General features: G+C 62.6%; 21 protein-coding genes. 17 read left to right on the forward strand and 4 right to left on the reverse strand.

Annotation, left to right across the window (positions count from 1 at the left end; genetic code table 11):
• The first annotated feature begins 206 nt into the window (after positions 1-206).
• The 14 genes from ACSVIE_RS08620 (at position 207) to ACSVIE_RS08685 (ending at position 13,617) form a co-directional block, all read left to right on the forward strand.
• Positions 207-1,319, forward strand: coding sequence for an MraY family glycosyltransferase (locus tag ACSVIE_RS08620; protein WP_442423575.1), 1,113 nt, complete (start codon positions 207-209; stop codon positions 1,317-1,319).
• A 121-nt stretch (positions 1,320-1,440) separates the two neighbouring features.
• Complete coding sequence (locus ACSVIE_RS08625; protein ID WP_442423576.1) at positions 1,441-1,932, forward strand: hypothetical protein; 492 nt, start codon at positions 1,441-1,443, stop codon at positions 1,930-1,932.
• Complete coding sequence (locus tag ACSVIE_RS08630) at positions 1,919-2,254, forward strand: hypothetical protein (RefSeq protein ID WP_442423577.1); 336 nt, start codon at positions 1,919-1,921, stop codon at positions 2,252-2,254. Before ACSVIE_RS08625 ends, ACSVIE_RS08630 begins: the two co-directional genes overlap by 14 nt.
• An 81-nt stretch (positions 2,255-2,335) precedes the next feature.
• Positions 2,336-3,136: a F0F1 ATP synthase subunit A gene (atpB, locus tag ACSVIE_RS08635; protein WP_426003217.1), complete on the forward strand. Its 801-nt coding sequence runs from the start codon at positions 2,336-2,338 to the stop codon at positions 3,134-3,136.
• 83 nt (positions 3,137-3,219) lie between these two features.
• Entirely contained in the window at positions 3,220-3,438 is a 219-nt protein-coding gene (gene atpE / locus ACSVIE_RS08640; protein ID WP_011775261.1) for an ATP synthase F0 subunit C, read from the forward strand.
• A 50-nt stretch (positions 3,439-3,488) separates the two neighbouring features.
• On the forward strand, positions 3,489-4,043 hold the full coding sequence (locus ACSVIE_RS08645; protein WP_426003216.1) for a F0F1 ATP synthase subunit B: 555 nt from the start codon (positions 3,489-3,491) through the stop codon (positions 4,041-4,043).
• Positions 4,043-4,870: a F0F1 ATP synthase subunit delta gene (locus ACSVIE_RS08650; RefSeq protein WP_426003215.1), complete on the forward strand. Its 828-nt coding sequence runs from the start codon at positions 4,043-4,045 to the stop codon at positions 4,868-4,870. The genes ACSVIE_RS08645 and ACSVIE_RS08650 overlap by 1 nt, the downstream gene beginning before the upstream one ends.
• An 83-nt stretch (positions 4,871-4,953) precedes the next feature.
• The gene (atpA, locus tag ACSVIE_RS08655; protein ID WP_426007570.1) at positions 4,954-6,591 is read left to right on the forward strand and encodes a F0F1 ATP synthase subunit alpha; all 1,638 of its coding nucleotides are present in this window, start codon (positions 4,954-4,956) and stop codon (positions 6,589-6,591) included.
• A 76-nt stretch (positions 6,592-6,667) separates the two neighbouring features.
• Positions 6,668-7,558, forward strand: coding sequence for a F0F1 ATP synthase subunit gamma (locus ACSVIE_RS08660; protein ID WP_426003213.1), 891 nt, complete (start codon positions 6,668-6,670; stop codon positions 7,556-7,558).
• Between the two features lie 77 nt (positions 7,559-7,635).
• The gene (gene atpD, locus ACSVIE_RS08665) at positions 7,636-9,087 is read left to right on the forward strand and encodes a F0F1 ATP synthase subunit beta (protein WP_426003212.1); all 1,452 of its coding nucleotides are present in this window, start codon (positions 7,636-7,638) and stop codon (positions 9,085-9,087) included.
• A 1-nt stretch (position 9,088) separates the two neighbouring features.
• A complete protein-coding gene (locus ACSVIE_RS08670) occupies positions 9,089-9,373 on the forward strand; it encodes a F0F1 ATP synthase subunit epsilon (protein WP_364158459.1) in 285 nt (94 codons plus the stop codon).
• Between the two features lie 10 nt (positions 9,374-9,383).
• Positions 9,384-9,815 (forward strand): DUF2550 domain-containing protein, encoded by a 432-nt coding sequence (locus tag ACSVIE_RS08675; RefSeq protein ID WP_426003211.1) that lies wholly within the window; start codon positions 9,384-9,386, stop codon positions 9,813-9,815.
• A 5-nt stretch (positions 9,816-9,820) separates the two neighbouring features.
• Positions 9,821-11,119: an alpha/beta hydrolase gene (locus ACSVIE_RS08680; protein ID WP_442423578.1), complete on the forward strand. Its 1,299-nt coding sequence runs from the start codon at positions 9,821-9,823 to the stop codon at positions 11,117-11,119.
• Between the two features lie 32 nt (positions 11,120-11,151).
• Positions 11,152-13,617 (forward strand): phosphatidylglycerol lysyltransferase domain-containing protein, encoded by a 2,466-nt coding sequence (locus tag ACSVIE_RS08685; RefSeq protein ID WP_442423614.1) that lies wholly within the window; start codon positions 11,152-11,154, stop codon positions 13,615-13,617.
• Between the two features lie 168 nt (positions 13,618-13,785).
• On the opposite strand, the gene ACSVIE_RS08690 is transcribed toward ACSVIE_RS08685, so the two are convergent.
• The 3 genes from ACSVIE_RS08690 to nucS all read right to left on the reverse strand — a co-directional run bounded on the left by ACSVIE_RS08690 (position 13,786) and on the right by nucS (position 16,256).
• Entirely contained in the window at positions 13,786-13,989 is a 204-nt protein-coding gene (locus tag ACSVIE_RS08690; RefSeq protein WP_018776337.1) for a cold-shock protein, read from the reverse strand.
• A 269-nt stretch (positions 13,990-14,258) separates the two neighbouring features.
• On the reverse strand, positions 14,259-15,515 hold the full coding sequence (locus tag ACSVIE_RS08695) for an N-acetylglucosamine-6-phosphate deacetylase (protein ID WP_442423579.1): 1,257 nt from the start codon (positions 15,513-15,515) through the stop codon (positions 14,259-14,261).
• Between the two features lie 45 nt (positions 15,516-15,560).
• A complete protein-coding gene (gene nucS / locus ACSVIE_RS08700) occupies positions 15,561-16,256 on the reverse strand; it encodes an endonuclease NucS (protein WP_426003205.1) in 696 nt (231 codons plus the stop codon).
• A 49-nt stretch (positions 16,257-16,305) separates the two neighbouring features.
• On the opposite strand from nucS, the gene ACSVIE_RS08705 reads away from it, so the two are divergent.
• Positions 16,306-16,650: an ATP/GTP-binding protein gene (locus tag ACSVIE_RS08705; protein ID WP_426003204.1), complete on the forward strand. Its 345-nt coding sequence runs from the start codon at positions 16,306-16,308 to the stop codon at positions 16,648-16,650.
• 19 nt (positions 16,651-16,669) lie between these two features.
• Entirely contained in the window at positions 16,670-17,464 is a 795-nt protein-coding gene (locus ACSVIE_RS08710; RefSeq protein WP_442423580.1) for an alpha/beta hydrolase, read from the forward strand.
• Here ACSVIE_RS08710 and ACSVIE_RS08715 read toward each other — a convergent pair.
• On the reverse strand, positions 17,461-18,753 hold the full coding sequence (locus ACSVIE_RS08715; protein WP_442423581.1) for an AI-2E family transporter: 1,293 nt from the start codon (positions 18,751-18,753) through the stop codon (positions 17,461-17,463). The two genes, ACSVIE_RS08710 and ACSVIE_RS08715, sit on opposite strands and share 4 nt — an antisense overlap.
• A gap of 201 nt (positions 18,754-18,954) precedes the next feature.
• On the opposite strand from ACSVIE_RS08715, the gene ACSVIE_RS08720 reads away from it, so the two are divergent.
• A complete protein-coding gene (locus ACSVIE_RS08720) occupies positions 18,955-20,694 on the forward strand; it encodes a hypothetical protein (protein WP_442423582.1) in 1,740 nt (579 codons plus the stop codon).
• Positions 20,695-20,709: the final 15 nt, after the last annotated feature.

A 20,709-nucleotide genomic window follows, 5' to 3' on the forward strand; every position in this document is an offset into this window, starting at 1 on the left:
TTAGTATCGTGACTAGAGTCCACAACAATCCCGCATCATTCGGCACAGCCGGTGCAGGCATGGCGACGGAGTAGTTCCATTTATCGACAGACAGATTTCCACCCCTTGAGCTGCCCAGAACTACACGGCATTCCAGCGGCCCTCCGGCTGACCGGGATGGCCGTTGTTCGCGGTGCCGGCGCAGGCCTGCCGTCCGGAGCCGCCGCATGATCATGTATCTGCTGATGGCGCTGACGGCTGCCTTGGTCTCATACGCCGGAACCTGGGGAGCCCGGGTCCTGGGGAACAAACTCAGGCTGTACCGTCCCATCCGGAGCCGGGACATGCACTCGGTGCTGATCTCCAAGCTCGGGGGATTGGGCATATTTGCCGGCTTCTTTGTGGCGTTGGTTGTGGCAAGCAATTCCTTCTTCGTGAAGGATATTTTCCGCCACAACGACGCCCCGTGGGGCATTCTGGCCGGTGCTGTGGTCATTGTCGCCGTGGGGGTGGCGGACGACATCCTGGACATCCGGTGGTGGATCAAACTGCTCGGGCAGGTGGCGGCAGCACTCATTGTTGCCATCTGGGGGGTGCGGATGTCCGTGGTGCCTTTCATTCCGGAGCCACTGTTCCTTGAGTCGGAGCTGGTCCAGATCCTCCTGACGGCCGGGCTGATCGTCACCACCATGAACGCGGTCAACTTCATCGATGGCCTGGACGGGCTGGCAGCGGGCGTGGCCACCATCGGCGGGGGAGCCTTCTTCCTCACTGCCTACTGGGTGCACCGGAACAACCCCTCCACGGACAATTCCGACCTTGCGACCCTTCTCATGGCCATCCTGGTGGGTGGATGCATCGGGTTCCTGCCGCACAACTGGTTCCCGGCCAAGATCTTCATGGGCGATTCGGGAGCGATGCTGATCGGGCTGTTGATGGCCTCGGCCGGTGTCGTGGCCACCGGCCAAATCAGTTCGGGCCTCTACGACCGGGCCAATGGTATCCCCACCATCATCCCGATCCTGCTGCCCTTCGCCGTGCTGTCACTGCCGCTGCTCGACTTCGGCATGGCCGTGGTCCGCAGGACCGCGCGCGGACAATCCCCCTGGTCAGCTGACCGCGGGCACCTCCATCACAAGCTGGTGGACCTCGGCTACTCGCACCGCACCGCCGTCGTGATGCTCTATGTCTGGACCTGCATCCTGGCCTTCGGCGGCGTGGCCTTCGCCATCTTCCCGTGGCAGGTCGTGCTGATCGTTGACGTCGTGGCGGCCCTGGTGATGGCCGCAGTCACCGCGTGGCCCTACTTCAAACGGAATGTGGCGCAACCGGGGGAGTAGTGCATGACGCCTGGTTATCGTCACAGTTCTATCTCATGTAGAATTCTTACTGCGGACATTCACTCGCCCGTTTCCCCACTTTGAGAATATGGCACCCCTTGCCACGAGGATTGGTATCCCCATGACATCCAACGCCAACACCGGACGCCCGTCCGGCAGACGTGGTGTTGGAGTTTCCGGACCATCCTCCTCACTGTGGCTGCGCCTGCTCCGGCTGAGCACGCTGGCGGCCTCTGCCGCAACCGTGGCCACCTGCGTGGTGGCAGCGGTCTTGAACGGCGGAACCGGAGCGCTCTCGGCAGCGTTCGGCTCGGCCCTGGTCATGGTCTTCTTTGCGATCAGCCTTCTGATCGGCCACTTCGTCGGCAGGAACAATCCCTCCGGTGCCGTGGGCCTCTTTGTTGCGACGTATTTCGTCAAAGTGATCGGCTTCGCGGTGGTTCTTTTCCTGACAGGTGCGCCGGAATGGCTCCACCACCGCTGGTTCCTTATCGGTGCCGTGGTGTGCGTCGTGTTCTGGCAAGCCGCAGAGATTTACGGATTCAGCAAAGCCCGCCTGCAGATCTACAACGATTCCGCAGACCAGGAGGGTAAACCCGATGCCACTGCGTAAGCGCCGCACCAGCCACTCCGCCCCGGCTCCTCAGACCCGCAAAACCAATGATTCTGCCGAGCCCGGAAACGATGGCGGCTACAACGCCGGCATCGCCGTCTTCAGCTACATCATTGGCGGGATCATTGTCTGGAGTTTGATAGGCTGGGGTCTGGATAATCTGTGGGGGACCCGCTGGATTGTGCTCCTTGGCGCTCTGCTGGGAGCCGCAGGAGGGTTCTATCTTTCCCATATGCACGGCCTCACCAAACCAAGTTCTTCGGCTGGCGGGAGCAACGCAGACAGCGGTCCGTCCACGGACGGGGACAGTAATGCCACATAATTTCACACGGAAATTGGATGCACTGCCTGTGTCCACCTTCCACCCAATGCCCAATGATGGACACAGCAGAGAGGAAACGCGTTGATCGCGCTTGCGCTCCCCGCCCAGGATTCGGGGTCATTCACCCCGCCCGGAATCGACGAAATGCACCTGCCGGCAATCCTGCCCTGGGGTGCACACGACGGCTTCTCCAAGCAAATGCTGCTGGTGATCCTTTCGGTCGTTATTATCGCCACCTTCTTTATCCTTGCCGCGCGCAAGCAGCAGCTGGTTCCCGGCAAACTGCAGTTCGCCGGCGAGATGGCCTACGGCTTTGTCCGTAACAGCATCGCCAAGGACATCATCGGCGGCAAGGACTTCATCAAGTATGTCCCTCTGCTGTTCAGCTTGTTCTTCTTCATCCTGCTGAACAACATCTACGGTGCCATCCCGCTGATCCAGCTTCCGAGCTTCTCCCACGTGGGCGGCGCCTATGTGCTTGCCGGCATCGTGTACTTCACCTGGATCATCATCGGCATCAAGAAGAACGGCCTGAAGTACTTCAAGCTGGCCACCGTACCGTCCGGCGTGCCGTGGTACATCCTCCCGATCGTCGTCCCGATCGAAATCATCTCCAACTTCCTGGTCCGCCCGGTCACGCACAGCCTCCGTTTGTTCGCGACCATGCTGGCCGGTCACTTGATCGTGATGCTCGCCGGTTCCGGCATCGAGTTCCTTGTCATGCAGGAGAACGTCCTGCTCAAGGGTGCCTCGGTCCTGGTCCTGGTTGGCGCCGTCGCCATGTACATGCTCGAAGCCCTGATCATGGCCCTGCAGGCTTACGTGTTCACGCTGCTGACAGCGATCTACATCGAAGGCGCACTGCACGCCGACAGCCACTAGGCACCCAACAAAGACTTCCCCTTGCGGGGATGAAGCAACCCAAACAACCTGCCGCACTGGCGGCATCTTGAAAGGAAGAAAAAATGGAAGGCACCATCAACGGCTCCCTCAACCTCATCGGCTACGGTCTTTCGGCCATCGGCGGTGGTATCGGTGTGGGTCTCGTGTTCGCCGCTTACATCAACGGTGTTGCACGTCAGCCGGAAGCTCAGCGCGTGCTGCAGCCGATCGCGTTCCTGGGTCTGGCACTGACTGAAGCTCTCGCCATCCTCGGCCTCGTCTTCGCTTTCGTTCTTTCCTAGTCCTTAGAACCAAGCGAATTCCAAGCACGAGTAGATAGGACGGGTGAAATATGAATCAGCTGATCATCTCAGCCGCCACTGAAGGCGAATCGGTCAGCCCCCTTATGCCCAATGTCTGGGAAATGGGTGTCGTCCTCGTCGGCTTTGCGGTCCTCATGTACATCGTGGTCAAGTTTGTTGTCCCGATGTTCGAGAAGACCTTCGCAGAGCGCGCCGAAGCCATTGAAGGTGGCATTGCCAAGGCCGAGCAGGCCCAGGCAGAAGCTTCTGCTGCACTCGAAGAGTACAAGCAGCAGCTCACGGATGCCCGTGCCGAGGCCAACCGTATCCGCGAAGAAGCACGCGCCGAAGGCGCCCAGATCCTCGCTGACCTGAAGGCCAAGGCTGCTGCCGAGTCTGCACGCATCACGGAACAGGCACACGCTGCCATCGAATCCGAGCGTCAGGCCGCAGTAGTGTCCCTCCGCTCCGAGGTTGGCACCCTGGCAACCACGCTTGCCGGCCGCATCGTTGGCGAAGCACTGACCGACGACGAGCGCGCAGCCCGCGTCGTGGACCGCTTCCTCGCCGATCTGGAGACCCAGAACGCAGGTGCAGCTAAGTAATGGCAGGTATATCGAGCGAATCGCTGACCACAGCGCTGGCCCAGTTGGAATCCAAGCTTCCCCTGGCGTCGCTGCAGTTGGCTAAGGACCTCTTCGGAATCCTGGGAACGGTGGACAGCTCGGCTGGCTTGCGCCGCGCCCTGACTGATCCTTCCCGTAGCGGAGACGAGAAGTCGGCGCTGGTCAAGCAGCTTGTTAGCGGAAAAGTCTCCGCTGATGCTGCTGAAATCGCAGGTGGATTGGCCAGCTCGCGCTGGGCCTCCGCACGCGATATCGGCGATGCACTCGAGACTCTTGCCGCCACGGTTGTCATTGCGGTAGCTGAAAACAAGTCGGCAGTTTCTGCCTCCGGTATCACGGGGCTGGAAGAGCTGGAAAACGATCTGTTTGCCTTCAACCAGGTCGTCGCTTCCAGCCACGAAGTACAGCGTGCTCTGTCTGAGCCGCAGGCATCCGCCGCGGCAAAGGTGGCACTGGCCGAGAAACTTGTTCCTGGCATCAGCGAGGAAGCAAAGGTTCTCATCAGCCAGGCCGTCACGCAGCCGCGTGGTGTCAAGCCGAGCAAGCTCGTCGAGTCCTTCGCCAAGCTTGCAGCCAGGCGTCAGCAGCGCTGGATTGCAACTGTCAGCGTTACCCGTCCGTTGACGGAAACGCAGGCCAGCCGTCTGCAGGCCGGGCTGGATGCCCTGTACGGCCGCGAACTCAAGGTCAACGTCACTGTTGACCCCACCCTGATTGGTGGAATCCGTGTCCAGGTGGGCGATGAAGTGCTCGACGCTTCGGTGATCGCCCGCCTGACCGAACTCCGCCGTCAGCTCGCTGGCTAGCCAGACCAAGCACAACACAACTGATAGAAAACCCGGTCATCGTGAGCAACGATGATCACGAAACAGGAGAGCAGGGACTGCAGATGGCCGAATTGACCATCAACGCCGACGACGTCCGTAATGCGTTGAACGAGTTCGCGGCGTCCTACGAACCCGGTAACGCAGAGCGCGTAGAGGTTGGTCGTGTGACCACCGCAAGTGACGGCATCGCCCGTGTTGAGGGTCTTCCCTCGGTCATGGCGAACGAGCTGCTTCGCTTCGAAGACGGCACCCTGGGCCTCGCCCAGAACCTCGACGTCCGCGAAATCGGTGTCATCATCCTCGGTGACTTCACCGGTATTGAAGAAGGCCAGGAAGTTCACCGTACCGGTGAGATCCTGTCCGTTCCGGTTGGCGACGCCTTCCTGGGCCGCGTTGTCGACCCCTTGGGCCAGCCGATCGACGACCTTGGCGAGATCAAGGCCGAAACCACCCGTGCGCTGGAACTGCAGGCACCCGGCGTGACGGAGCGCAAGTCCGTCCACGAGCCGATGCAGACCGGCCTCAAGGCAATCGACGCCATGATCCCGATCGGACGCGGCCAGCGCCAGCTGATCATCGGTGACCGCCAGACCGGCAAGACCGCCATCGCCGTGGACACCATCATCAACCAGAAGGCCAACTGGGCCTCGGGGGATGTCAACAAGCAGGTCCGCTGCGTGTACGTCGGTGTTGGCCAGAAGGCTTCCACCATCGCAGCCGTCCGTCAGACCCTCGAGGACCACGGCGCCCTGGAGTACACCACGATCGTGGCTTCTCCGGCATCCGACCCCGCAGGCTTCAAGTACCTTGCACCGTACGCCGGCTCGGCCATCGGCCAGCACTGGATGTACGGCGGCAAGCACGTCCTGGTGATCTTCGACGACCTGTCCAAGCAGGCCGAAGCCTACCGCGCCGTATCCCTGCTGCTGCGCCGTCCGCCGGGACGCGAAGCTTACCCGGGTGACGTCTTCTACTTGCACTCCCGCCTCCTTGAGCGTTGCGCAAAGCTCTCCGACGAGCTCGGTGCAGGTTCCATGACGGGTCTGCCGATCGTTGAGACCAAGGCAAACGACGTCTCCGCCTACATCCCGACCAACGTGATCTCCATTACCGATGGCCAGATCTTCCTCCAGTCGGACCTCTTCAACGCCAACCAGCGTCCCGCTGTTGACGTGGGTGTGTCCGTCTCCCGCGTGGGTGGTGCTGCACAGGTCAAGTCCATGAAGAAGGTCTCCGGTACCTTGAAGCTGGACCTGGCACAGTACCGCGACATGCAGGCCTTCGCGATGTTCGCCTCGGACCTTGACGCTGCTTCACGCCAGCAGCTCACCCGTGGCGCACGCCTGATGGAACTGCTCAAGCAGGGCCAGTACTCGCCGTTCCCGGTGGAGAACCAGGTTGTGTCCATCTGGGCAGGCACCAACGGTTACCTGGACGACGTTCCGGTTGAAGACATCAGCCGTTTCGAATCCGAGTTCCTTGAGCACCTCAAGCACCAGTCCTCCATCCTGACCACGCTGGCACAGACCAACGTCCTGGATGACGACACCGCCGCAGCCTTGAAGGAAGCCGTTGTCTCCTTCAAGAAGGGCTTCTTCGGTGAGGGCGACAACCGACTGGTTGGCGCCGGACACGAGGAGCACCAAGCGATCTCCGGCGGCGACGTCGACCAGGAAAAGATCGTCAAGCAGAAGCGCTAGTTTCGATGAACTGCCCTGCCGGGGTCCGGAAGGGCCCCGGCAGGGCAGTACGTCGGGAACTTAGGAAAGGATAAGTATGGGAGCCCAGATTCGGGTCTACCGTCAGAAGATCAGCTCGACGACGTCGATGCGCAAGATCTTCAAGGCGATGGAACTGATCGCTACCTCGCGCATCGGTAAGGCCCGCGCCCGCGTAGCAGCTTCACTGCCTTACGCGAACGCGATTACCCGTGCCGTTTCTGCTGTCGCAACTCAGAGCGAAATCGACCACCCGCTGACCACCGAGCCGGAGCAGATCCGCCGCGCCGCAGTCCTGATTGTCACATCGGACCGCGGCCTTGCAGGATCCTATTCTGCCAGCGTGCTCAAGCAGGCCGAAGGCCTCGTTGAGCTTCTCCACGCAGAGGGCAAGGAAGTCAAGTCGTACCTGGTCGGCCGCAAGGCACAGGCATACTTCGAGTTCCGCAACCGTGACTACACCCGCGTTTGGACCGGCGGAACGGATGCACCGGAATTCGAAACAGCCCAGGAAATCGGCGCTGCACTCCTCGAAGACTTCGCCACCAGCTACGAAGAGGGTGGCGTGGATGAGATCCACGTCGTCTACACCCGCTTCAAGTCCATGGTGACGCAGGAGCCCACGGTCATCCGTCTGCTCCCGCTGGAGGTCGTCGAAGAGGAAGCGGCTTCGGAATCCGAGCTGCTGCCGCTGTACGAGTTCGAGCCGGAAACCGAGCAGGTCCTCGACGCCCTGCTTCCGCGTTACATCGAGTCCCGCATTTTCGCAGCCATGCTGCAGGCCGCTGCTTCCGAGCTTGCTGCCCGCCAGCGGGCCATGAAGTCGGCCGGTGACAACGCTACGGAACTGATCAAGAAGTACACGCGCCTTCGCAACACGGCCCGCCAGGCCGAAATTACGCAGGAGCTTTCCGAGATCGTGGCCGGCGCCGACGCCCTCGCGTCCTAGCTGGTCAGGCGCGAAGCCGCACCTGCACCAAACAGATAAACTTAACCCCACGCCATCTACTGAGTGAAGTGAGAGAGATGACTGCCACTGCTACCGAACACGTAGCAACGGCCGGTGCCACCGGCCGCATTGCCCGTGTTATTGGTCCGGTTGTCGACGTCGAATTCCCGGCTGACGCAATCCCCGAGATTTACAACGCCCTGACCACCGAGGTAACGCTCAACGGCCAGACCAAGACCATCACGTTCGAGACCTCCCAGCACCTGGGTGACAACCTCGTCCGCGCCATCTCCCTGCAGGCTACCGACGGTCTCGTCCGCGGTACCACCGTGCAGGACTCCGGTGCCCCGATCTCCGTCCCCGTCGGTGACGGCGTCAAGGGCCACATCTTCAACGTTCTCGGCAAGCCCCTGGACGTTGCTGAATCGGAGATCAAGGCTGACGCCTACTGGCCGATCCACCGCAAGGCCCCGAGCTTTGCCTCCCTCGAGGGCTCCACGGAGATGCTCGAGACCGGTATCAAGGTTATCGACCTCCTCACCCCTTACATCAAGGGTGGAAAGATTGGTCTGTTCGGCGGCGCCGGTGTGGGCAAGACCGTTCTGATCCAGGAAATGATCACCCGTGTTGCCCGTAACTTCGGTGGTACCTCGGTATTCGCCGGCGTTGGCGAGCGTACGCGTGAAGGCAACGACCTCTGGGTTGAAATGGAAGAGGCCGGCGTTCTCAAGGACACCGCCCTTGTCTTCGGCCAGATGGATGAGCCGCCGGGAACGCGTCTGCGCGTTGCCCTGTCCGCGCTCACCATGGCGGAATACTTCCGCGATGTGCAGAACCAGGACGTGCTGCTCTTCATCGACAACATCTTCCGCTTCACGCAGGCCGGTTCCGAGGTTTCCACACTGCTCGGCCGTATGCCGTCCGCAGTGGGCTACCAGCCGAACCTGGCTGACGAGATGGGTCTGCTCCAGGAGCGCATCACCTCCACCAAGGGCCACTCGATCACGTCAATGCAGGCCATTTACGTCCCTGCTGACGACTACACCGACCCGGCTCCGGCAACGACCTTCGCACACCTGGACGCCACCACGGAACTTTCCCGTGAAATCGCCTCCCGTGGTCTGTACCCGGCCGTTGACCCGCTGACGTCCACCTCCCGAATCCTGGACCCCCAGTACATCGGCAAGGACCACTACAACACGGCTGTCCGTGTGAAGCAGATCCTGCAGAAGAACAAGGAACTCCAGGACATCATCGCCATCCTTGGTGTTGACGAACTGTCCGAAGAGGACAAGATCGTCGTGTCGCGTGCACGCCGTATCCAGCAGTTCCTGTCCCAGAACACCTACACCGCCAAGCAGTTCACCGGCGTCGAAGGCTCCACCGTGTCCATCAAGGACACCGTGGAAGGCTTCACCGCCATCTGCGACGGCGAGCTGGACCACATCGCAGAGCAGGCGTTCTTCAACGTCGGTGGCCTGGATGACGTCGAGCGCAACTGGGCCAAGATCCAGGAACAGACCAAGTAATATGGCTGAGCTTGAGGTTGAGATTGTCGCAGCGGACCACTTCGTGTGGTCCGGCGCGGCCAAGATGGTGAAGGCCCGCACCAGCGATGGTGAAATCGGAATCCTGCCGGGCCACTCGCCCCTCCTGGCCATCCTGGCCGCGGGCGAGCTGGCAATCCAGCCGGTTTCCGGTGACCGTATTGCGGTAGAGGTCGACGGCGGTTTCTTCTCCGTTGACAACGATCGCGTGGTCATTGTTGCTGACAACGCCCACCTGGGCGAAGCGGCTACAGCGGGGATCCGATAGCAAGACCCAGATGGACGATTCCTTTATTCCGTTCATCGCCCTGGCAACGGCGTTTACGTTGCTGATTTTCACACTGTGCCTTTTCGGGGTGCGCCGCTTCAATCTGCGGCGCGCCCTGGGCACTGTCGACGCCTCCATTTGCACGGCTGGTCACAGCTGGCAGATGGGGGTTTGTCGTTATCAGGACAATGAACTTGAGTGGTTCCGCTTGATGTCCCTGAGCGTCATCCCCAAGCACCGGTTCAAACGCAGTTCGCTCGAATTGCTGGGCAGGCGGCAACCCACGGAAGACGAACTCGTACGGGTCCAGCCCGGTGTCGTAGTGGTCGAACTGCAGTACGAGGGCAACAAGTTCATGCTCGCCATGAACTTCGACGCTTATGCCGGCCTGTCCTCGTGGCTTGAAGCAGGGCCGGTCATCGGCGTCGGAACCTGGCGTTAGGCGCCATGGACTTCTTGTCGGACCTCAGTCTCGTAGATGGGCCGTTCCTATGGTTCAGCATCGCGTGCGGTGCAGCCGGGGCGGCCTGTTTGCTGTGGCGGCGCACGCGTTCCTGGCTGCTGGTGGTGCCGGCCTGCTTGGGTGCAGCCGTGGGCATGGTTGCGTTGGCGCATTGGCTCCTTGTTGACGTGCTCGCGGTTTTTTCGGAGAATCTTCCGTTCGAAACCCTTGTATGGTCTGTCCCTGCGGTGGCGGCCGTCCTGCTGTGTCTTGCGAAGTTTCCCCGATCCGGCTGGAAGCTCCGGTGGGCCAACGTGGCAGCCATGCTCGGCGTGGTGCTGCTCTGCGTAGTCCAGGTGAATCTGTATTTCGGGCTGAACAATACGGTTTCCGACCTCCTGGGCACGGCCGTAGCCCGAATCCAGCCGCTGGAGCCCGGCCTCCAGCGGGGGAGCGCGGCACAGGCACCGGTACCGGTTTCAACGTGGAAAGCTCCTGATGCGATGCCACGCGGCGGTGTCCTTCGCAAGGCGGCCATTCCCGGCACAGTTTCCGGTTTCGCGGCACGCGACGCCTATATTTATCTCCCGCCGGCCTATCAAACGGAACCCCGGCCCGCTTTGCCTGTACTGGTGCTCTTTTCCGGCCAGCCGGGTGGTCCGGCGGACTGGCTGACAGGAGGGCAGCTCCGGTCGCAAATGGACCGGTTTGCCGAATCGCATGGCGGCCTTGCACCGGTCACCGTGGTGGTGGACCCCAACGGTTCCGGCAATGCCAACACCATGTGCATGGACAGCCGCATTGCCCAGGCCGGCACGTATTTGTCCCGGGATGTACCTGCTTGGATCGCAGCAACATTGGATGTGTCCACGGACGCAGGTCAATGGAGTGTTGGCGGGTTCTCCTTCGGCGGCACGTGCGCGGTCCAGATGGGCACCAGCCATCCGGAGTTGTTTACCTCGGTACTGGCTTTCGCCGCTGAGCAGGAGCCGGCTTTGGCTAAAGACCGGAACAAAACCATTGCCGATTCCTTCGACGGCGATGTCGCGGCCTTCGAAGCGGGAACGCCTTTGGTTCTGATGCGGGAACGGACTTACCCGGACAGCGGCATGTACCTGACGGCAGGTGTGTCGGACACCGAGTTCACCGGGTACATGCACGTCCTTGCCGATGCCGCGAGGGACGCCGGGTTCACCGTCGAGGAGCATTCCATCCCCCACGCCGGACATTCGTGGGATGCGGTAGTGCGCAGCATGCCCGGGGCGTTGTCCTTTCTTTCCTCCAGGTGGGGACTGACCAGGTGAACCTTGCGGTGAAGGGCGTCCTGGTACCGGCGATGCGGTTGACCGCCAGGCATCTTCGCGCCACTCCGCTGACGACCGCCGTGCTGATCCTGTTTGCTGCAGTTTCGATAGTGTCCGGAAGCTTCCTCTCCGGTCCGCCGGAGGCATGGCTACCGGTGGCGGGTGTCTCCCTGCCGGGATTGCGCTCGGGTCAGTGGTGGTCGCTGTGGACCTCGCTCTTCTTCACAACCAATGCGTTGGCCTTTGCCGCCGCTGTCCTGATGATCCTGTTCCTCCTGGGGATTGCCGAACGGTATCTGGGTTTCCTGCGGACAGCCGTGATGTTCTTCGGTTCCCAGTTCGCCTGCGTTGCAGCTTTCCTGACGGTTACCCAAGTGGCACGCGTCGCAGACGACGGCTGGTTGTCGAGGATGGTGGACCAGCGCCTGATCGGACCCTACGGTGCGTTGATAGCCACGGCGTTGGCGGCCAGTGCCCTGATGCCCACCCTGTGGCAGCGCCGGTTGCGGACGGCCGCCTTGTCCGTGGCCATTCTCCTTGTCCTGTACATCGGCCATCCCGAAACGGTGGTGGGGCTGTTGGGCGCCCTGATCGGGCTTGCTGCCGGCTGGTGGATGCAGAGTACCCACGGGCACCTGCACCTTCACCGCTCCACGGGCAGGGAAGTGCGCAATCTGCTGGCGCTGACCATGGCGATCTTTGCCGTGGGGCCGATCCTCACGGCCGCAGCGAAGAGTCCCTCGGGTCCCTTGGCCCTGCTGCGTGATGTCATCCTCAACCCCCTGCCAACGCTGAGCCAATTGGAAGAGAGCTGCGGCGGAACCATCGATGTGGCCTGCCTGGACCTGGGCCGGCAGGGCTACACAGGTCCCTTGGGCCTTGCCTTGGCGGTGGTCCCGGTGGTCCTCCTGCTGATATGTGCGGACGGCATGCGGCGTGGCCGGCGCTTGGCGCTGGGCATTGCCATTGCCGTGCAGTTGGTGGTGGTCGGCCTGTCGGCGGTGTACCTGGGGCTCTTCGCCCGCATGCCGCTCCCGGTTGTCCGTCCCCATGGCAGCACGCTGGGCTCCGCAGTTGCCCACGTTATTCCGTTGGTGCTCGTACCACTGGCTTTGGCGGTGCTGTTGTTTGCCTACCGTGGTCATTTCCGTGTGCGGTCATCAGGCGCACTCACCCGCAGGGTCTTCTGGCTGGTGGGCTTAACCGGCGGCGGACTGGCGCTGTTGTACTCCGTTGCGTGGTTCGCGGCCGGCGGCATGACGCGCGACGGCGGCCTGCTGGGCCTGGGTGCCGAACTCGCCCGGCAGTACCTGCCTGTTCCACTTCCTGGGGTTTACCGCAAGGTTTTCGCTGAGCGTGATGCCTTGGAAGTCTTTCTGTTCTCCTATTCAGGAACGTTCTTTTGGCTGGTGGCGCTGCTGGGGGTATGGATCCTCCTGCTCCGCGGGCACCATGCCGGGGGATTGGACCACGAGGGGCGGGACCACGCCCGCGCGCTGGTGAAGAAGGGCGGGGACTCCCTGTCCTGGATGGCGCTTTGGGAACCCAACAAGTACTGGTTCAACCAGCAGGGGACAGGGTGCGTTGCATACCAGCAGCACGGCCACGTGGCCTTGACGCTGGCCGGACCGCTGGGGAATCCCGCGCACCGTGCCGTGACGATCCAAGGCTTCCTCGAATACTGCTCCCAGCATGCGCTGGTGCCATGCCTCTATTCGTGCACCGACGAGTTGTGGCCCCTGCTCAAGGGACGGGGTTTCCGCCGCGTGCCCGTGGCCCAGGAGACACGGTTGATGGTCAAGGGGCTGGAATTCCGCGGCAAGGAGTGGCAAAACGTCCGGACTGCTCTCAACCGTGCAGGCAAGATGGGGATCGCTCCGGTGTGGGGCCGGTATGGTGAGCTTTCGCACAGCATCCGGACACAGATTACAGAGGTGTCCGAAGAGTGGGCCGCACAGAAACGTGTCCCTGAGATGGGCTTTACCCTCGGTGGCCTGGACGAACTGGACGATCCCGATGTCCTGGTCTGCGCCGCCGTGGATGAAGAGGGACTGGTGTACGGCGTCACCAGCTGGCTGCCCGTCTACAGCAATGGCGAGGTTGTGAGCTGGACCTTGGATTTCATGCGCCGACGGGGTGATGGCTTCCCCGGGGTCATGGAATTCCTGATTGCCTCTGCGATTCTCCATCTGCGGACATCGGTGGAGGTCATTTCCCTCTCAGGCTCGCCCCTGGCCCGGGACCAGGAGGACGGCGACCAGCGGCCGGAGGGCTTGGCGGGGATTCTGGACGTCGTGGGACAGGCATTGGAACCCGTTTATGGCTTCCGGTCCCTGGCGTCCTTCAAATCACGCTTCAAGCCCGACTACCGGACCTTGTACATGTATTACCAGGATCCCCTTGACCTTCCGGCAATGGGCCGCGCATTGACCCGGGCGTACCTCCCGGGTTTGTCCGTGCGACATTCGGCCCGGCTCCTCCGGAGCTTGGTTGGTTGATTTATCAACCCATATTAAGAATGCCGATAATACGTATTTCTTCACTGTTTGTAACAGGGTTGTCGAAATATCAGACAAATCAGGCATTGCTGCTTAAAGAGTGATGGCCCGGGCGTAAGCCGGGGCCATCACTGGATGCGAAACCGGATGCGGTTTCAGCGGGTCATGCTAGACGACGGTAACGCCGGTTGCCTGGGGGCCCTTGGCACCCTGGCCGATCTCGAACTGAACACGCTGGTTCTCGTCGAGGGTCTTGAAGCCACCGGTCTGGATCTCGGAGTAGTGGACGAACACGTCCCCATCCGAGTCGTCCGGGGTGATGAAGCCGAAGCCCTTTTCAGCGTTGAACCACTTGACGGTTCCCAGTGCCATGTATTTCTCCTCATTACGAAACAGCAGTCCGATACACCTCGTACCGGCCTTGTTACTTCGCGAGAAGTTCCGGATTCCTGCCGGGGGGCGCCCGGTTGGTTTCGCAGGAGCTTCACGCTCGCAACTCGTCTTGCGAGCATGAAAACCACCTACACAAAGACTGCTACAACACTTTCATGCGGCGTGCCGCAGGTCAACGGTCTTTTAGGCAATTCGGGAAAATTTTCGGTAAAAAGAAGGTAACGTGCTGCCGGTAATTCACAAACACGCTATTGCCCCTGGTGCAGCCACTCTCCGTTGCGCATCACAGAAGTCAGGCCCAGCTCCTGGTCAGTGATGACGACGTCGGCGCGCAGCCCCCGCCGCAGGCCGCCCACCTCGTCCGAGAGGCCAAGGACAGCCGCCGGGACCGCCGTGGCGGAGCAGATGGCATCCGGGAGTGCCACCCCCGCTGCGACGGTTTTGCGGACCACCTCCAGCAGCGTTGCCGTGCCGCCCGCGATGGACCCCGTGGCATCCAGCGTTGCAACGCCATTGCTGACCGTGACGGGGGAGGGGCCGAGCATGTAGTTGCCGTCCGACAAGCCGGCTGCCGCCATGGAGTCCGTCACGAGCACGATGTTGTTGGCGCCCACCAGTTGGAAAACAGTGGCAACGGTGCTGGGATCCAGGTGGGTGTCGTCGGCGATGAGTTCCACCACGGCCTTTCCTTCCTGTGCCGTGCGCAGGCAAGCCGCCACAGGCCCCGGAGCCCGATGGTGCATCGGCGGCATCCCATTGAACAGGTGCGTGACGGTCGGAAGCGAGCTCACGCCGTCGAACCCTGCAGACTCAAGGCCCTCGCGGGCTGCGGCCAGGGACGCGGCCGCAGTGGCGTCGTCGCAGTCCGTGTGGCCCAGGGACGGCGTCACGCCGTGCGACGTCATGAGGTCCACCAGGGCCGAGGCTCCGGGGAGCTCCGGTGCGTAGGTCATGGTGGCGAGCTTCCCGGCAGCAGCTGCGACAAGTTCGTTCATGAGATCGAGGTCCGGCTCGAGCAGGAAGTCGGGATTCTGTGCACCACACCTGGCATGCGAGAGGAACGGACCCTCAAGATGGATACCGGCCACCAGCCCTTCGTCCGCCAGCTTCACGAAGAGCCCGATCCCGCGCAGGAGGTCCTCGCGCGAGGCCGTGACCATGCTGGCCAGGAAGGACGTGGTTCCGGAACGGTGCAGGAAGTCCGCAGCCTTCCGCGCAGACGCCTCGTCCCCGCCCGGAAAATCGCCGCCGTTTCCACCATGGCAGTGCACGTCCACCAGGCCCGGCAGGAGGTAGCTGCCGCTGGGAACACCCAGGCGGACGGCGCTGCCGAAACCTTCGAAGGCTTCGGGATCGAAGTCCCTTGCCGGGCCGGCAAAGGCGATCCGGTCACCATCGATGGCCAGGAGGCCGTCCTCCGTCACCACCCCGTCACTGATAAGTGTTCCGGTCAGGATTTGGTGGCTGGGCGCGGAAGAGGACACAAATCGGTCTGCGGCAGTCATGGTTGTGATTCTAGTGGCCTGTGGCACAACGCCCGAAGGGCGGAATCAGAACAAGCGGGACTCGCTGTCATCCACGCCCCGCATCGCGTCATAATCCAGCGTGACGCAATCGATGCCCCGGTCGTTGGCCAGCACCTTGGCCTGGGGCTTGATCTGCTGGGCCGCGAAGATCCCGCGAACGGGTGCCAGCAGGGGATCACGGTTGAGCAGCTCCAGGTACCTGGTGAGCTGTTCCACGCCGTCAATGTCGCCGCGGCGCTTGAGTTCGATCGCCACCGTGGTGCCGTGGGCGTCGCGGGCCAGGATGTCCACCGGCCCAATGGCGGTGAAGTACTCCCGGCGGATCAGGGAGTATCCGGTGCCCAAGGTCTCAATTTGCTCGGCCAGCAGACGCTGCAGGTCGGCTTCCACGCCGTCCTTGATGAGCCCGGGGTCTGTGCCGAGTTCATGGGAAGTGTCGTGCAGCGATTCGTAGATGTTGATGATGAGCCGGTCATCCGTCTTGGCGGACTGGACCGTCCACTGTTCCACCACGCCCTCTTCCACCTCTGTTTCCTCAGGGGTGGTGACGCGCAGCGTGGCGGGCGGGCTCATCCAGTTAAGCGGCTTGTATGACCCGCCGTCCGAGTGCACCAGCACCGATCCGTCCGCCTTGACCAGCAGGAGCCTGGTAGCGAGGGGCAGGTGGGCCTTGAGGCGGCCAACATAATCAACAGAACAACGGGCTATGACAAGTCGCACCCGCCCCACATTACCGCTTGGCGGTGGTGGGCTGGGGCAGAATGGAGGTATGCCCCGCTCCAACCGCCCCCGCCGCAGCCCCTCCAGCGCGCGGTCCGGCAAGTCCGCGGGCAAGTGGACGGACCCGGTTCCGGAGCTGGACCTGGAGCGTGCCAGGGCGGGGATTGCCCGGCGCGAAAGCGCGCCTGACGGGGACTGGATGGTGCGCACCATGACGGCCCGCCAGGCGGAAAAACAGTACATCTGCCCGGGTTGTTCCACTGCGATCATGCCGGGCATTGCGCATCTGGTGGTGTGGAACGACAGCCACCTGTTCGGCCAGGCTGCGGGGTTGGCAGAGCGGCGGCACTGGCACACCAACTGCTGGACGTCCCGGACCTACCGCTACCGCTGATTCGCTTAGGCTTGGGTGCATGACTTTCGACCCTGCCTCCTTTGTTTTCACCCAGCCGGATGTACCCGCGGAGATCAGGGCATCCACCGTGCTGCCGGCACGCCGCGAAAACATCGAGTTCACCACCGAAGACGGCAAGGTCCTTGTGGGGGAGTTGGCAGTGCCTGAGTCGGGAGACATCGCGGCGACGCTGATCACCCTCCATCCGCTGCCGACCCACGGCGGCTTCATGGACTCGCATGTGTACCGCAAGGCGTCCTACCGCCTGCCTGCCCTGGCCGGGGTTGCAGTACTGAGATTCAATACGCGCGGTACCCACTCGCCCCGGGGAACCAGCCAGGGGGTGTTCGAAGAAGGCGTGGGAGAACGGTACGACGTTGAAGCGGCAGTCCGCTTCGCCGTCGACCGCGGGTTGCCCAACCGCTGGTTGGTGGGATGGTCATTCGGCACCGAACTGGCCCTCATGTACGGCGCAACGGAGCCGGTGGCGCCGGCGGTCGAAGGCGCCGTCCTGTTGTCACCGCCGCTGCACCGCGCAACCGATGTGCACCTGAAAGAGTGGGCGGCGTCAGGCAAGCCGCTCACGGTCCTGGTGCCGGAGCATGACGACTACCTGCAGCCTGCCGAAGCAGCCCGGCGTTTCAGCCTCGTACCCCAGGCCCGGCTTGTCGGCGTCGACGGCGCCAAGCATCTTTGGGTGGGCGAGAAGTACGCGGCGCGCGTCCTGGATGAGATCGTCGACGACGTCACTGAGGCGGGCGCGGGCGTGGACGGCCTGCCGCGGGTCTGGGCGGGGCCGGTAGCGGGAGCTTAGTGCCGGTCCTGCCGCGCGATGAAGACTTCCTTGATGAGCAGCATGATCGCAGCTGCCGTGGGAATGGCGATCAACGCGCCAAGCACGCCCAGCAGGCTGCCTCCTGCGATCACCGAGATCACGGCGACAGCTCCCGGCACAGCCACGGCGCGTTGCATGATGCGCGGTGAAATGAAGTAGGCCTCGAACTGGAGGTAGGCGAAGTAGGCGATCGCGTAAATGACCGCGGTCTGCCAGCCTGCGGTCAGTGCCACCAGGATGACCACGACCCCGGCGATCAAGCCGCCCACGAGCGGAATAAACGCCAGCAGTGCCACGACGAAGGCCAGCAGCACGCTGAAAGGTATGCCGAGGATGCTCATGACGATGAACGCGAAGAAAGCATTGAGCAGGGCAACGCAGGCCTGCCCGATCACATAGTTGCCAACCGAGTCCGTGATGGCCTCGGACAGGGCTTCCACCCGTGGCCGGCGTGAGCGCGGTGCCAGCCTGTACGCCCACTTCTTCATGGATGGCAGCGCGGCAAGGAAGTACAGGCTCAACACCAGGACGATCAGCGTGCCGAACAGGCCGTTGGCGACGGTGGAACCGAAACCCACCACGCCGCCGAAGATGCCGCCCATGGCTTCGGGGTCCTTGACGAATTTGTCCAGTTCAGTGGTGATGCGGTCGCGGACGCCGAACTGGGAGTCCACAGTCCGGAAGAAGTCGGAGTCGAGGAAGCTGCGGATCCAATCAGGGGCCTGCCGGACGATTTCCGAGACCTGCTCCACGATCGTGGGAATAAGCGTTGCGAAGAACCCGGCCACGGCCAGGACCAGGACTGTCAGCGAGATCAGGATGCCTGCAGGGCGGGGGAACTTCCGCGTTTCCAACCACCGGACCACGGGGTCCAGGCCCAGGGCGATGAACAAGGCGGCGACGATCCACAAGAGCAGCTGGGTGGTGTTGCTGGCGATATAGAACACCAGCAGGGCAACACCCACCCCGGCAGTGCCCATAAAGCCCACATACAGCGGATGCTGGGAGGACATCCGCGGCCCGGGGGCTCCGAAGCCGTGGTCGTCGTCCGTGCCGGTTGCCTCCAGGGAGGTGCCGGCCTCTTCTTCAGGGGGCATTTCGAAGCGGACCCTGGTCCTGGCACCGGGAATGGGTTGCCGGAGACGGCGGGCCAAGGCAGCCATGCGACCGGTGCGGACCGGGACCGTTGCCGAGGTCCCGTCCACGGGCGCATTCTCCGCGGTTGATCCCGGCTCTTCGACGGGTTGGGACTCCATGTGGTCTTTCACGCGGTTATGCTGCCTTTTCTACGCGGATGCTTGCCGATATTGGCGGTTGCTTGCCCCGATATCATGATCATCGCCACACTATCAGGAGCCCGTAATCGCCCTCTGTCGGCGCCATTACGGGGTTTTCGGCGTGTCCGTGCTTTTCCGCCGATCTGACTCTTTGATAACAAAACGGTTACCCTTGAAGTTCAACGACCGCTGATGATAGGTGATTCTGTGCGTTTGAAGACTGCAGCCTTGCTGGTGCTGCTGGGCCTGCTGACGATGCTGGCCGGCATTGGCCAGCTGACCTTCTGGGCTCCCGCTGAGACTGTAACGGCCTCTACGCCCGGTGACACCAAGGCGTCCCCGCTGACGGTGATCGACCAGGAGCTGATTGCCCGGCATGACGGGCCGGTAAAGATCAAGATCCAGGGCGAAGGCAATTTCATTGTTGCCACCGGCCGTCCCGGTGATGTGGACGCCTGGGTAGGCAACACTGCCCACACCACCGTCAAGGGCGTGTCCGACGACCAGAAGTCCCTGGAAGTGGAGTCTGCTGACGGTGAACCGACGGCACCGTCGCCGGCTGGCTCCGACCTTTGGGTCAACACGGAGGACGCCAGCGGCGAGCTTGACTACACATGGAACCCACCTGCCGAGGGCGAGTGGTCCCTGCTGGTGGCCAGCGACGGAACCCAGCCCGCGCCGTCGTCGATTTCCATGACGTTCCCCAACAACGCAACCACCCCCTGGGCCGTGCCCCTGATCGTGCTCGGCATCATCATCATCCTGGTAGGCGCTGCCCTTCCGTTCGTCGCCAAGGCGATCAGCAACCGCCGGCATGACGATGACACGCACGGCGGCGGCGAGGGACAGACTACGGCGCTGCCAGTGACCCCGGCCGACGACGCCGCCAAGCGCCGCGGTGCAGGTGCCGAAGGTTCCACGCTCCGGATCAGTGCCGTAGCAGCGGCGACTGTTGCGGTCCTCGTGGGCGGTACCGCGGTGGCGGCCCACGCGACCACTACCCCCAGCCCATCTGCCTCGGCGAGTGCCGGGGACGACGCTGCCCGTCCGGTCATGCTCGAATCGCAGCTGCAGCGCATCCTTGAGCAGGTGGCCAGCACCGTTGACGCCGCCGATGCCGCCAAGGACGCAGCCAAGCTTGCACCCCGCGTGGACAAGATGGAGCTTGAGGTCCGGACGCAGAACTACAAGATCCGTTCGGCGGTTTCGGCCTACGAGGCCCGCATGCCGGTACGTGCCACCAAGCTGCAGAGCAGCGTCATCAGCACCAAGACAGACTGGCCTCGCACGGTCTTCGCCCTCACGCAGGGTGACGGAAACGTCGTTCCGCAGGTTTTGACGCTGGTCCAGTTGTCGCCGCGCGAAAACTACAAGCTGTGGGGCACTGCTCCGCTGCAGCCGGGAACCAACTTCCCGTCCTTCCCGGTCCCGCGCGACGGAACCGCCCCGGTGTCGGCTGATGACAAGACCGGACTGGCCTACAGCGGCAACGAGGCACTGGGGATCCTCGGTGAAATGCTGACGACTCCCGATTCGCCCAACCGGAGCAAGCTGGCCGATGGCCAGTCGTCGCCCTACATTGCCGGTGCGCTGACTTACCAGGCAGACACAGTGAAGAACGGCACCAGCGCCAACTTCAAGTTCTCGCACACGCCCGTCAACAACCAGACAGTTGTTCTGCGCACAGCCGATGGCGGCGCCCTGGTGGTAGGACGCCTGAACTTCGCCTTCGAAGGCACCCCGAAAGCCGCCGGTGACAAGCTGATCCTTGAAGACGACTCAGCGGTCTTTGCCGGTGGCAAGGAAACCACTACGGGCATGGTGCTCAACTTTGCAGAGTCGGTGGCCATCTACATTCCGCCGGCAGGTTCCAGTGATCCCATGAAGCTCGTGGCGGCCACGCGTGGACTGGTAGGGGCCAGCTTCAAGTAAGCCACGGCCTGTGCA

The sequence above is a fragment of the Paenarthrobacter sp. NCHU4564 genome (genome assembly GCF_052156435.1).
Taxonomy (GTDB): domain Bacteria; phylum Actinomycetota; class Actinomycetes; order Actinomycetales; family Micrococcaceae; genus Arthrobacter.